The following is a 13,313-nucleotide window of genomic DNA, read 5'->3' on the forward strand; positions in this document are numbered from 1 at the left end:
AACATCTATGTTGACTGAAACACCGCTTTCGCGAGCAAGCCCGCTCCCACAGGGGATTGAGGCCAGCCTATGACATTGGGTTCTACAAGGCCCAATGCGGTACTAAACAAACCCCGGAGAAATCCGGGGTTTGTCGTTTCTGGCGACCCCGCTATCATTCGCCGCATTCTTCGGGGGATTTAACTGATGCTCAATGGCCTGTGGCTTGGCTTCTTCATCGTGGCAGCCGTGTCGGCGCTGGCGCAGTGGCTGATCGGCGGCAATGCCGGGATCTTCGCGGCGATGGTGGAAAGCATCTTCGCCATGGCCAAGCTGTCGGTGGAGGTCATGGTCCTGCTGTTCGGCACCCTGACCCTGTGGCTGGGCTTCCTGCGGATCGCCGAGAAGGCCGGAATCGTTGAATGGCTGGCCAAGGCGCTGGGCCCATTATTCCTGCGCCTGATGCCCGAAGTCCCGGCGGGCCACCCGGCCATCGGCCTGATCACCCTCAACTTTGCCGCCAACGGCCTGGGCCTCGACAACGCCGCGACGCCCATCGGCCTCAAAGCGATGAAGGCACTGCAAGAGCTCAACCCCAGCGACACCATCGCCAGCAACGCACAGATCCTGTTCCTGGTGCTCAACGCCTCGTCCCTGACCCTGCTGCCGGTGACGATCTTCATGTACCGCGCCCAACAAGGCGCGCCGGACCCGACCCTGGTGTTCCTGCCGATCCTGCTCGCCACCAGTTGCTCGACCATCGTCGGCCTGTTGTCGGTGGCATTCATGCAACGCCTGCGCCTGTGGGACCCGGTGGTGCTCGCCTATCTGATTCCCGGTGCGCTGGCACTGGGTGCTTTCATGGCGCTGTTGGGGACGCTCTCAGCCACCGCGCTGGCCGGGCTGTCCTCGATCCTCGGCAACCTGACGCTGTTCGGCCTGATCATGGTGTTTCTGATCATTGGCGCGTTGCGCAAAGTGAAGGTCTACGAAGCATTCGTCGAAGGCGCCAAAGAAGGCTTCGACGTGGCCAAGAATCTGCTGCCGTACCTGGTGGCGATGCTGTGTGCGGTGGGCGTACTGCGGGCATCGGGCGCGCTGGACTTTGGTCTGGACGGAATTCGGCACCTGGTGGAGTGGGCCGGTTGGGACACACGCTTCGTCGACGCGCTGCCGACCGCGATGGTCAAGCCATTCTCCGGCAGCGCCGCCCGGGCGATGCTGATCGAAACCATGAAAACCTCCGGGGTCGACAGCTTCCCGGCGCTGGTGGCGGCGACCATTCAGGGCAGTACCGAAACCACGTTCTATGTGCTGGCGGTGTACTTCGGCGCGGTGGGCATCCAGCGGGCGCGGCATGCGGTGGGGTGTGCGTTGCTGGCGGAACTGGCCGGGGTGCTGGGTGCAATTGGGGTTTGTTACTGGTTCTTTGGTTAATAAAGATCCCTGTAGCAGCTGGCGCAGCCTGCGTTCGGCTGCGAAGCAGTCGTCAATTCATTGCCCGGATCTATCAGGTAGCTGCAGTGCCTGGTTTAGCGACTGCTTCGCAGCCGAACGCAGGCTGCGCCAGCTGCTACAAGGGATCGGCGGCATTCCTGACGGGCGGCGCGACTTTCTGCCCTTGCTCCACCGCCCAAGCCACGACCTGTGCCGTCAGTTGAGCGCTGGCCTGGCCAAACCCGGCAACCACCGACGGCACCTTTACGTCGCTCAATGGCTGGCGCACTTCAAAGCGGCGGCTGGCGAGGATTCGCTGGTCATAACCGCGCACCAATAACGCATCCAGGCACACGACGACGCTCGCATTCGCGCCCTGGTATTCGGTCTGGAACGCTTGCAGGTTGCCGCCCAGCTCCAGATCTGCCTGGAAGTTGCTGTCATCAGTGCTCAACAACGACACCCGACCATCGCGCTGAAACCCATCCAGCAACCGATTACGCAACAACACCGGCGCCGGATCGCTCCAGCGCGACGCCTTGTAGCTGCTGATCAAATCCCCCTGAGGAATCACGGCGATTTTCGGGCTGTTCAACGCTTCGCTTGCCTGGGGCTTGGTCAGGCGCAGCGACCAGTGTTGCGGCGTCCCGTGACTGGCGACTGCGCCGCTCTGGGCCAAAGGCAAGCGATAGACATCCGACGGCTCGGATTTGGGCAGGATCGAGCAAGCGCTGATCAACACAAAACCGGCGAGGAGGGCGAGGTGAGTCAGCTTCATGGCGTGAATTCCTTGTTCTTGTCGCTGCCCAGCAGGTAACCGCTGGGGTTGGCTTCCAGTCGCTGGGAAATGGCCCGCAGCGAACTCAGGGTGTCGCGCAATTCACGCACCGCCGGGGCCAGACCATTGAGGCCCTGCATGCCGCTGTTGAGGGAGTCCTGGTTGGTGGTCAGCAGTTTGTCGATGGTCGCGGTGGTCTGTTCCAGCGACTTCATCGCCTGCCCGGCGCTGCCGAACATCTGCTTGCCCTGATCGTTGAGCAAGCCGTTGGCATTGCGCATCAGCGCGGTGGTCTGTTCGAGGGTGGCGCTGGCCTGTTTGCCGATCGAGGCCAGCTGCTGCATCGCCTGACGAATATCGCCGCGCTGATCGGCGATGGTGCCGGTGGTTTGCTCCAGATGCTCAAGGGTTTTGCTGATGCGCTCGACGTTCTCCGAAGAGAACATCTGGTTGGCGTTGTGCATCAAGACGTTCACCCCGGCCATCAGGTCGCTGCTGTCGTTCAGCAGACGGGCGATGGGCGAAGGTGCCGCCACAATCGTCGGCAACTCGCCGTCCTTGCCTTTGAGCTTGGGACTCTGCGGCGTGCCGCCACTGAGCTGGATGATCGAAGTACCGGTGATCCCGGTCAGCGCCAGTTTAGCCTCGGTGTCTTCCTTGATCGGCGTCTCGCCGCCGAGGCGAATCCGTGCCAGCACCCGGCGCGGGTCTTTCGGGTCGAGGCGCAAGCTGACCACGTCGCCGACCTTGATGCCGCTGTACTGCACGGCGCTGCCCTTGGACAAACCACTGACCGCCTCGTTGAAGACGATTTCGTAGTCCTTGAACTCGGTGTCGACGCTGGACTTGGCCAGCCACAAACCGAAGAGCAGGGCGCCCGCCACCACAATCACGGTGAACAGGCCGATCAATACATGATGGGCTCGGGTTTCCATGTCAGACCTCGTTTAGCTGTTGAGCGGCCGTCAGCGCCGCGCGGCCGCGAGGGCCATGGAAGTATTCGTGAATCCACGGGTCATCGGTTTCCGAGACCTTGTCGATGGCGTCCGCCACCAGCACTTTCTTCTGCGCCAGCACCGCCACCCGGTCGGTGATGGTGTAAAGCGTATCGAGGTCGTGGGTCACCAGGAAAACGCTCAGGCCCAAGGCATCGCGCAGGGTCAGGATCAGTTGATCGAAAGCGGCGGCGCCAATCGGATCGAGGCCGGCGGTGGGCTCATCGAGAAACAAGATGTCCGGGTCCAGCGCCAACGCCCGGGCCAGCGCCGCACGCTTGATCATGCCGCCGGACAGGGACGCCGGGTATTTGTCCGCCGCCGACAACGGCAGCCCGGCCAGCGCCAGTTTCACCGCCGCCAGGTGCTCGGCGTCGGCGCGACTGAGGCCGGCGTGCTCGATCAGGGGCAGGGCGACGTTCTCGGTCACGGTCAGCGAAGAGAACAGCGCGCCTTTCTGAAACAGCACGCCGAAGCGCCGCTCGACCATCGAGCGCTCATGTTCGGACAGCGTCGGCAGATTCTTGCCGAAAACCTTCACCACGCCTTCACTGGGCCGACGCAAACCGACAATGCTGCGCAGCAACACCGATTTGCCGCTGCCGGAACCACCGACCACTGCAAGGATTTCGCCCTTGTACAAATCCAGGTCGAGGTTCTCGTGCACGCTTTGGCTGCCGAAGCGATTGCACAGCCCACGGACTTCGATCACCGCCTCGGAGGGCGCTCGCGGTTGTCGGCTCACCAGCCCATCTCCATGAAAAACAACGCGGCCACGGCATCGAGCACGATCACCACGAAAATCGACTGAACCACGCTGGACGTGGTGTGAGCGCCGACGGATTCGGCGCTGCCGCTGACCTTGAAGCCTTCCAGGCAACCAATCGCCGCGATCAGGAACGCGAAGATCGGCGCTTTGACGATCCCCACCAGAAAATGTTGAACGCCAATGTCGGTTTGCAGCAGCGACAGGAACATCGCCGGCGAAATCCCCAGCGACACCGCACAGACCACGCCGCCGCCGACAATCCCGGAGATCATCGCCAGAAAGGTCAGCATCGGCAGCGCCACCAGCAGCGCCAGAACCCGTGGAACCACCAGCAACTCCATCGGATCGAGGCCCAGGGTGCGGATCGCGTCGATTTCTTCGTTGGCCTTCATCGAACCGATTTGCGCGGTGAACGCACTGGCGGTGCGCCCGGCCATCAGGATCGCGGTCAGCAACACGCCGAACTCACGCAGGAAGGAGAATGCCACCAGGTCCACGGTGAAAATGCTCGCGCCGAAACTCGCCAGCACCGTCGCCCCGAGAAACGCCACCACCGCGCCCACCAGAAAGGTCAGCAGGGCGACGATGGGCGCGGCGTCGAGGCCGGTCTGTTCAATGTGCGCAACCATCGGCGTGATGCGCCAGCGCTTGGGCCGAAACAGCCCACGAGCGATGGTTTCGAGGATCAGGCCGACGAAGCCCAGCAGTTGCAGAGTGTCTTGCCACACCGCGTCAACCGCGCGACCGATGCGGGTCAGCAATTGAATGCCGACGCCGACTTCCGGTTCCTTGAGCGGGACACAGAAATCGGTCAGCGAGCAGTAGACGGTTTGCAGCAACGCGCGATCGGCGTTGGAGAGGGTGCATTGGGGGTGTTCGGCCGAGCGGCCCAAGCGTTCGGAACCCAGCAGCTCCACCAGCAACGAAGCGCCGGCGGTGTCGAGGGCGCCGAGGCCATTGAGGTCGATGTGGGTGCTGTCGTCGTACTGGCCGCGCAGCTTGTCGCCCAGGCGCTTGAGGTCAGCGTAATGGGCGAGCGTCCAGTCACCCGTGACCCGCAATTGTGCAGGGGTGTGTGACGTGTCTAACTGGGCATTGCCGGCCATTGTGCTGCTGGTCATAAGCTCCGTGCTTGTTCGGCTGTTACGCAGATCTACGTAATAGCACGAACCGCATTACTTTTCTTTGGTCGGTGTGCTGTCCTTGACCACGAAGCGCAGCACGCCGATCACCTGGCCATCCTCGGTCAACACCCGGACTTGCCATTTGCCTGCCGGGTTGCCCGGGAAGTTCTGCTTGTGGGTCCAGGCCCGGTAGCCTTCCTTGCGCCCGCCGTGAATGTCCAGCGGGATGCGGTCGACTTCCTGGCCGTTGAACTGCCACACGTGATAAATCCGCTCATCCAGACCGCGCGGAGCGTTGATCGCGGTGTAGGCGTAGAGCCCGCCGCCGCGAATCTGCTCGGCGCTGACTTCGTCCAGGCTGTCGCCGGGGGTGCGGTCCTGCATTTCGGTGCTGATCGCGACGTCGGTCATCCACAGCGTGGCCGGCGGCACCCACGAGCGCAGCACCCAACCGAGGGCGCCGATGCCTAAGGTGATGCTCAGAATCGCCAGGGCGTTGCGCACGGTGCGAATCGGGAAGATCGACGCCAGGCTCGGAAACGACAACAGCATGGCGATGCCCAGGGCCAGTTTGAAGCTCTGGGACGTGGTCAGGTGCATGATCACGGGCAGGGCGGTGAGCAGGGCGGCGAACAGCGTCAGGGTGTGCAGCGCCAGGAACGCCCAGCGCCGTGGCGCCAGCCATTTGTAGTAGAGCGGGTCGGTGATGGAAATCAGCGCCGCGATGCTCAGCAACCCGGTGAAAAACAGTTGGCCGCTGTTCCAGGTGGTGGTGATGAAGAAAAAGGGCAGGACGAAAAACAGACTTTCCTGGTGGATCATCTGCGTCGCGTAACGCAGCAACGGTTGGGGGATTTCGCGCTTGAAGATCTTGGCGAACAGCTTGGTCAGGCTGTTTTCCAGCATCAGCCAGACCCAACTGACCAGCATGATGGTGGTGATCCACGTCGCCAGGCCCTGTTGGCGATCCACCAGCATGAAGCTGCCGACGCCAGAGATAAAACCACCGAGCGCAATGACCCCGGGATAGCGCTTCATCAATTCGAGGATGCGCTGGACGTAGAGGGTCAGGGTTGGCATTCGGCGGTTCACACTATTCGTAGGAAAAATCCTCGACAGGGTAGCGCTGGCGAGTCCGTGTGGCGAGGTTGGCATGTACCCTTGTAGCAGCTGCCGAGGCACGAGGCTGCGTTCGGCTGCGAAGCGGCCGTAAAACCTGAGCTCGCGGTCTTACTGAAACACAGCGTCGCCTGATTTTACGACTGCTTCGCAGCCGAACGCAGCCTCGTGCCTCGGCAGCTGCTACACGAGCTGAACGCAGGCTTCGCCAGCTGCTACACAGATCGTGGCGTCCGGCGATGCACGCGCCAGCCCAGCACCCCAAGCACCATCAACCCAAACACCCCGGCAATCGCCCACAACAGCTGATCATCACTGATCAACGGCTTCTCGATCCGCAAATACCCCGGCTGCAGCAACAACTCGCGCATGGCCTTGTTCGCTTCTTCCAGCGTCACGCCTTGCAGCTCCTTGGCCGGGTCGGTGAAGCGGCCGTCCTCGTAGTCGCCCAAGGCGCCCCAGTAATAATCGGCCAGAGCGCTGTTGCCTTGCACGGCCCAGGACTGGCGAGCGATCGCGGCTTGTTTGAGGCGGTCAAACGTCTCGACATCGAGGCCGTTCTTGAGCAATTCGGCCTTCATGTCCTCCAGCACTTGTTCGGCCTCAGCGACGCTTTCCCGCTCAAGGTCGGCGTTGAGGCTCATGAAACCGACGCTGCCAAACAACTCCCGCTCGGCCCAAGGGCCATAGGACAAACCATGGGCCAGGCGCATCTGGCGATAGAGCGCCCAATCCAGATAATCCTTGAGCAGGTCGAACGTCTGGTCTGGCACGTCTTCCAGCACCGGTTCCGGGACCAGCCAGTGCAATTTCGCACCGCCGCCGACAAAACCGTGAATCAGGCTGCGTTCATGGGCGGCGCTGGCATTGATTTCCGGCAGCGGCAAATGGTCGGTGGGATCGACCGCTTCAAGCGCGCCATAGGCCCGTTCCAGATAGGCCGGCAGCAACTTGTCGAGGTCGCCGACCACGATCAGGGTCATGTTGTTCGGGGCGTACCAGGCCTTGCGCACCGTATCCAGTTGTTCGCGGGTCAGGTGATCGACTTCGGCGCGCTCGGGGCATTTTAGGCCCAGCTCGATGGCTAACTGATTGCTGGCCGTGTGGCCCAGGTCTTGACGATCCATCCAGCGCTGCAAATGTGAGTAATGGCCGCCGTCTTCACGCTCGACCACTTGCTTGGCGGCGTTGATCGCGTTGTCGTCGATGCGGGTTTGGGTCAGCAGCGCCAGCAGCAGGTCGAGGACTTTGCGCTGGTTTTTCGCCGGGGCTTCGATGACGAACGTGGTGTCGGCGTTGCTGGTGTAGGCGTTCCATTCGCCGCCGAGGGCCTGCATGCGCTCCTCCAGGCCACCTTCGCCGCTGGCGTCGATGCCGCTGAACAGCAAGTGTTCGAGCAGGTGTGGCAGCTCTTTGTCTGCACATTTGAAGTCATCGAAACCGACGCCGACCACCAGGCGAATCGCCACATGCCCGCGATCGGTGCCGGGTTTGAGCAGCAACTGCAGGCCGTTGGGCAGCGCATAGCCTTCGACCTGGAAACGATCCAGGGCGAACGAAGGGAATGAACCGAGCAACAGACAGGCGAACAACAGACAACGCATAACGAGCTTCCAGGCAACCAATCGGAGATCCGTGTCGTCAGTCAGGCCGTCTTCGCGAGCAAGCCCGCTCCCACATTTGAAATGCATTCCTCTGTGGGAGCGGGCTTGCTCGCGAATGACCTGAATGGCTGAACCACTGTTACTGACTGACCACACTGCCAGACGTTCAAGGCGAATGTGTGATGTCAGCCAAATCGTCAGCCGCCAGCGCTCCGGTGTCGGAGGTTTCCAAGACCGCATAGGCGCTGCTGCAAAACAGCGAATTCAAGCGTTTCATGTCGGCAATCAGTTCCAGGTGCAGCGAACTGGTTTCGATACTTTGCACGATCTTACGTTGCAATCGGCTGACATGGGCATGGGCCAAGCGGCGTTCCTGTGCGCGAAAGCGACGTTTCTCCCGCAGCAACTGTCGCGCGCTTTCCGGATCGCTGCTGAGGAACACCGACAATCCCAGGCGCAGGTTGGAGATCAACTGACTGTGCAGCCCCGCCAACTCTTCCAGGCCCACTTCGGAGAAGGACCGGCGTTGCGAGGTCTTCTGCTGCTGGACCTTGCGCAGCATGCGTTCGATCAGGTCGCTGGCGAGTTTGAGGTTGATCGCCAGCTCAATGATTTCCGCCCAGCGGCGGCTGTCCTGATCGCTGAGGTCTTCCCGGGGCATCTGCGCCAGATAAAGTTTGATTGCGCTGTAGAGCGCTTCGACATCGTCGGTCAGACGACGCATTTCCTGGGTGACGGCGGTTTGTTTGCCGTGCAGCACGTCGAGCATGGCTTCGAGCATGTTGTCGATCAGGTCGCCGATGCGCAGGGTTTCCCGGGCCGCGTTGGCCAGCGCCAGGCTCGGGGTGACCAACGCGGTCGCGTCCAAGTGCCGGGGCTTGGCCATGCCATTGAGTTCCGGCCGTTCCGGCAGCAGCCAGGCGCAAAGCTTCGCCATCGGCCCGACGCTGGGCAACAGGATCAGGCAACGCGCGGTGTTGTAGAGCAGGTGGAAGCCGATGACCATTTCCTGCGGACTGAAATCGAGGCTGTCGATCCAGTGCACCAGCGGGTCGAGCACCGGAATGATCAGCAACAGGCCGATCAGTTTGTACAACAGGCTGCCCAACGCCACCTGACGACCGGCGGCGTTTTGCATGCTGGTGCTCATAAAGGCCAGCACACCGCTACCGATGTTGGCGCCGATCACCAGGCCGATGGCCACGGGCAGACTGATCACGCCGGCGCCGGCCAGGGTGGCGGTCAGCAGCACGGCCGCCAGGCTGGAGTAGGAAATCATCGCGAACAGTGCGCCGATCAAGGCATCGAGCAGGATGTCACCGGTCAGGGACGCGAAGATCACTTTCACCCCTTGGGCGTGGGTGATCGGGGCGGCGGCTTCGACAATCAGTTGCAGCGCCAGGATGATCAACCCCAGGCCGATGGCGACCCGGCCCATCTGCCCGACCCGCGTCTGTTTGCGCGAGAGGAAGAAAATCACCCCGAGAAAGATCAGCAGCGGCGACAGCCACGACAGGTCAAAGGTCAGCACCCGCGCCATCAACGCGGTACCGACGTCGGCGCCGAGCATGGTTGCCAGGGCCGGGGTCAGCGCCATCAGGCCCTGGCCGACAAAGGAAGTGACAAGCATGGCCGTGGCGTTGCTGCTCTGGACCATGGCGGTCACGACAATGCCGGCGATGAACGCCAGCCCACGCTTGGACATGTTCTGGCCAATCACATGGCGCAGATTGGAACCGTAGACCCGCAGGATGCCGGTTCGGACGATGTGCGTGCCCCAGATCAGCAAGGTCACGGCAGATAGCAAATTGAGCAGGGTCAGCATGCTGGGCCCCCTGTGGTGGTAGCGTCCCAAAGGGACAAGTTGACGGTGCCGCGCGACGTTCTACGTTCTGTACTTAAGCTGTAGTTGGCTAACGGTCTGGGCGCCAGCATCGCATAGCTAAAGAAGTGATTGAAACAAAACTGTCATAAAAACAGCTTGATGCGGAGATGAAAAAGGGCCCGAAGGCCCCTTAGCGACACCGCCCCCTGTAGCAGCTGCCGAAGGCTGCGTTCGGCTGCGCAGCAGCCGTCAATCCTTACACCGCAGTTCTTCTGTACACCGCGTGCGCTGATTTTACGACTGCTTCGCAGCCGAACGCAGGCTACGCCAGCTGCTACAAGGGTTAGCCTGTGCGACTCAATTACTGGCCAGGAATGTCCTTGCGCAGTTTCACCGGGTCTTGCTGTTTCTTCTTTTTCGCGATCGCGGTGCGCATCTTGATGTTGATCGCTTCCACCGCCAGCGAGAACGCCATGGCGAAGTAGACGTAGCCTTTTGGCACGTGAACGTCGAAGGATTCGGCAATCAGCACGGTACCGACGATCAGCAGGAACGACAGCGCCAGCATCTTCAGCGACGGGTGCTTGTCGATGAACTCGCTGATGGTGCCGGACGCCCACATCATCACCAGTACGGCGACGATGATCGCGGCGACCATGACCGGAACGTGGGAGACCATGCCGACGGCGGTGATCACCGAGTCCAGCGAGAACACGATGTCGATGATCGCGATCTGAATGATCGTGTAAAGGAAGTTGCCGCCCTTGCCGCCCGGTCCTTCGTTGGTTTCGTCTTCGCCTTCCAGCGCGTGGTACATCTCTTGCGAGCTCTTCCACAGCAGGAACAGACCACCGAAGAACAGAATCAGGTCACGCCCGGAAATCCCCTGGCCGAACACTTCGAACAGGTCGGCAGTGAGGCGCATGACCCACGTGATCGACAGCAGCAACAGGATCCGCGTGACCATGGCCAGGGCCAGGCCGAAAATCCGGGTGCGAGCCTGCATATGCTTGGGCATGCGGCTGACCAGGATCGAAATCATGATGATGTTATCGATGCCCAGGACGATCTCCAGGGCAGTCAGCGTGAAAAAGGCAACCCAGATTTCAGGGTTGGTCAGCCATTCCATGTGTATTCCTTTGAGCGAGTGTTAAACCCCGAAACGTCCAGGCTTCAACCAGCGAAGCGCGGACCCGTCGGGGTGAGTGAGTCTTTGGCTTATAGAGTGCTGAAGAGCGGAAAAATCCCCATCAGCAACGCTGCAACCAGTATGCACATGCACACCAGCACTGCCCACTTGAGGGTAAAGCGCTGGTGATCACCAAATTCGATACCGGCCAGGGCCACCAACAGGTAAGTCGATGGAACCAGCGGGCTCAGCAGGTGGACGGGCTGGCCGACGATCGAGGCACGTGCCATTTCCACGGCGGTGATCCCGTAATGGCTGGCGGCCTCGGCAAGCACCGGTAACACGCCGTAATAAAATGCGTCGTTGGACATGAAGAAGGTGAACGGCATGCTCACCAGCGCCGTGATCACCGCCAGGTACGGGCCCAGGAACTCCGGGATGACCGCCAACAGACTTTTCGACATGGCATCCACCATGCCGGTGCCCGAAAGAATACCGGTGAAGATACCGGCCGCAAAGATCAACCCGACCACCGCCAGCACGCTACCGGCGTGGGCCGCAACGCGGTCCTTCTGCTGTTGCAGGCACGGATAGTTGACGATCATCGCGATACTGAAGGCCACCATGAACAGCACTGGCAGCGGCAACAGGCCGGCGATCAAGGTGCACATCAGCGCAATGGTCAACGCGCCGTTGAACCAGATCAATTTCGGACGACGGGCGTCCGGGAACTGGGAAACGCTGATTTCACTGTGGTCCACTTCGTCGCCCGCCAGGTGCAGTTCACCCAGACGCGCACGTTCGCGTTTACCGTAGAAGTAGGCAATCGCCAGGATTGCCACCACACCGGCCAGCATCGCCGGAATCATCGGCACGAAAATGTCGGACGGGTCCACATGCAGCGCACTCGCAGCACGGGCGGTCGGGCCGCCCCACGGGGTCATGTTCATCACGCCGCCGGCGAGGATGATCAGGCCAGCCATGATTCGCGGGCTCATGCCGATGCGGCTGTAGAGCGGCAGCATGGCGGCCACGCAAATCATATAAGTGGTCGCGCCGTCACCATCGAGGGAGACAACGAGCGCCAGAACGGCGGTACCGACCGAAACTTTCAACGGGTCGCCCTTGACCAGTTTGAGGATCTTGCGCACGGCCGGGTCGAACAGGCCGGAGTCGATCATCAGGGCGAAATACAGAATGGCAAACATCAGCATCACGCCCGTCGGCGCAAGCTTGGTGATGCCTTCGAGCATCATTGGGCCGATCTTCGGCGCAAACCCACCGAACAGGGCGAAAATGATTGGAATGATGATCAGGGCGATCAGCGCGGACAGGCGCTTGGTCATGATCAGGAACATGAACGTGATGACCATGGCAAAGCCAAGGAAAGTCAGCATGGGAATACTCCAGGCGTAGCGCGGCTAAGGAATGGGCGAACCGGGTGGGTCAGCGCAGAACGGGAAGCACGAGGCGTACGGGGGGAGTTGCAGCAAAGCGGCGGGTAGCAGAGGACATCAGAATCACCATTGTTGTTGTTAATTGGACCGTGCGAGCGATAAAACACAGGCATTGGCCAACCGGTCTGTTGCCGGTAGTGGGGGCGATCCTAATGGGGAAAGCTTTCATCAAGCTTTCGTTGCTGAAAGCATTGACCGGGCGTGTGACCGGTCGTCGGACGGAAGGTAAACCGAGTTGAGGCCTTCGCGAGCAAGCCCGCTCCCACATTGGAATGCATACCCTGTGGGAGCGGGCTTGCTCGCGAAGCGGTCAACACTGATGAGGAGTGAACACCATGCGCGACATCCATACCGGCGGTTGCCATTGCGGACATCTGCGCTATCAATTCAGCGGGCCGTTGCACGACATCGCCCACTGCCATTGCTCGATTTGCCGGCGCGTCAGCGGCGGGATCGTGACCACCTGGATCACCGTGCCCGCCTCAACGTTTGAGTGGAAGGGCGGGACACCGGCGCGGTACGACTCTTCCGAACACTGTGCGCGATATTTCTGCCCGACCTGTGGGGCGCAAGTTGCGCTGATCACCCAGCTCAGCCCCGAGAGCATCGACCTGACCATCGCCACCCTCGATCATCCGGAAACCGCCCCGGCCGACCGACACATCTGGACCGACAGTCGCTTGCCCTGGCTGCATCTGGACGAACATTTGCCGAGTGAAGCCGAGGAAACGATCTGATCAGAAAATAGACAGATTCAGCGGCCGGATCGCGCCCATCCACACCGCGTGTTCGGTGTGGTCGAGCAAGTCATCGCCGGTGTCCGGGTGCAGGAACACCACCAAACCGTTGCGATTGAGCGCCAGCCACGGCAGCACCTCGCCGATGAGCTCCGGCCCGAACGCCAGTTGGCAGCTCCAGTCCGGATGCGGACCGACCGGACGTTCGTGTACGCGGCCCATCTTCAACGGGAACAGCTTGGCCGCCTGCTCACACAAGGCCCTGGCCTGGTCGATGGTGTTGGCGTCGAAATAGACGTGGGCGTGGTAGCCCGTGATCTGCTGCATTTGAACCTCTCGAAATCCCGGTCGAACCCTCAC

General features: G+C 61.3%; 12 protein-coding genes. 2 read left to right on the forward strand and 10 right to left on the reverse strand.

Features of this window, described 5'->3' with window-relative positions:
* The first annotated feature begins 186 nt into the window (after positions 1-186).
* On the forward strand, positions 187-1,416 hold the full coding sequence (locus tag HB680_RS06020; protein ID WP_213937664.1) for a spore maturation protein: 1,230 nt from the start codon (positions 187-189) through the stop codon (positions 1,414-1,416).
* A gap of 136 nt (positions 1,417-1,552) precedes the next feature.
* Here the strand turns inward: HB680_RS06020 and HB680_RS06025 are convergent, their stop codons facing one another.
* The 9 genes from HB680_RS06025 to HB680_RS06065 all read right to left on the reverse strand — a co-directional run bounded on the left by HB680_RS06025 (position 1,553) and on the right by HB680_RS06065 (position 12,156).
* On the reverse strand, positions 1,553-2,194 hold the full coding sequence (locus HB680_RS06025) for an ABC-type transport auxiliary lipoprotein family protein (RefSeq protein ID WP_213937665.1): 642 nt from the start codon (positions 2,192-2,194) through the stop codon (positions 1,553-1,555).
* Positions 2,191-3,129: an MlaD family protein gene (locus HB680_RS06030; RefSeq protein ID WP_213937666.1), complete on the reverse strand. Its 939-nt coding sequence runs from the start codon at positions 3,127-3,129 to the stop codon at positions 2,191-2,193. Before HB680_RS06030 ends, HB680_RS06025 begins: the two co-directional genes overlap by 4 nt.
* Position 3,130: 1 nt before the next feature.
* Positions 3,131-3,934, reverse strand: coding sequence for an ATP-binding cassette domain-containing protein (locus HB680_RS06035; protein WP_213937667.1), 804 nt, complete (start codon positions 3,932-3,934; stop codon positions 3,131-3,133).
* Positions 3,931-5,079 carry an ABC transporter permease gene (locus tag HB680_RS06040; protein WP_213937668.1) on the reverse strand — a complete coding sequence of 383 codons (1,149 nt, stop codon included), beginning with the start codon at positions 5,077-5,079 and terminating at the stop codon, positions 3,931-3,933. Before HB680_RS06040 ends, HB680_RS06035 begins: the two co-directional genes overlap by 4 nt.
* A gap of 54 nt (positions 5,080-5,133) precedes the next feature.
* Positions 5,134-6,162: a DUF5924 family protein gene (locus HB680_RS06045; protein ID WP_213937669.1), complete on the reverse strand. Its 1,029-nt coding sequence runs from the start codon at positions 6,160-6,162 to the stop codon at positions 5,134-5,136.
* A gap of 254 nt (positions 6,163-6,416) precedes the next feature.
* On the reverse strand, positions 6,417-7,805 hold the full coding sequence (locus HB680_RS06050) for an insulinase family protein (RefSeq protein WP_213937670.1): 1,389 nt from the start codon (positions 7,803-7,805) through the stop codon (positions 6,417-6,419).
* 166 nt (positions 7,806-7,971) lie between these two features.
* Entirely contained in the window at positions 7,972-9,630 is a 1,659-nt protein-coding gene (locus HB680_RS06055; RefSeq protein WP_213937671.1) for a Na/Pi cotransporter family protein, read from the reverse strand.
* Positions 9,631-9,991: 361 nt separating this feature from the next.
* Complete coding sequence (locus tag HB680_RS06060) at positions 9,992-10,759, reverse strand: TerC family protein (protein WP_213937672.1); 768 nt, start codon at positions 10,757-10,759, stop codon at positions 9,992-9,994.
* Positions 10,760-10,848: 89 nt separating this feature from the next.
* A complete protein-coding gene (locus HB680_RS06065; protein WP_213937673.1) occupies positions 10,849-12,156 on the reverse strand; it encodes a CitMHS family transporter in 1,308 nt (435 codons plus the stop codon).
* Between the two features lie 395 nt (positions 12,157-12,551).
* Between HB680_RS06065 and HB680_RS06070 the strand changes: the two genes are divergently transcribed.
* Positions 12,552-12,953: a GFA family protein gene (locus tag HB680_RS06070; protein ID WP_213937674.1), complete on the forward strand. Its 402-nt coding sequence runs from the start codon at positions 12,552-12,554 to the stop codon at positions 12,951-12,953.
* Here HB680_RS06070 and HB680_RS06075 read toward each other — a convergent pair whose 3' ends face one another.
* Positions 12,954-13,280 carry a DOPA 4,5-dioxygenase family protein gene (locus HB680_RS06075; RefSeq protein ID WP_213937675.1) on the reverse strand — a complete coding sequence of 109 codons (327 nt, stop codon included), beginning with the start codon at positions 13,278-13,280 and terminating at the stop codon, positions 12,954-12,956.
* Positions 13,281-13,313: the final 33 nt, after the last annotated feature.

Origin of the sequence: Pseudomonas sp. dw_612 (genome assembly GCF_018449725.1) — a bacterium.
Classification (GTDB): Bacteria; Pseudomonadota; Gammaproteobacteria; order Pseudomonadales; family Pseudomonadaceae; genus Aquipseudomonas.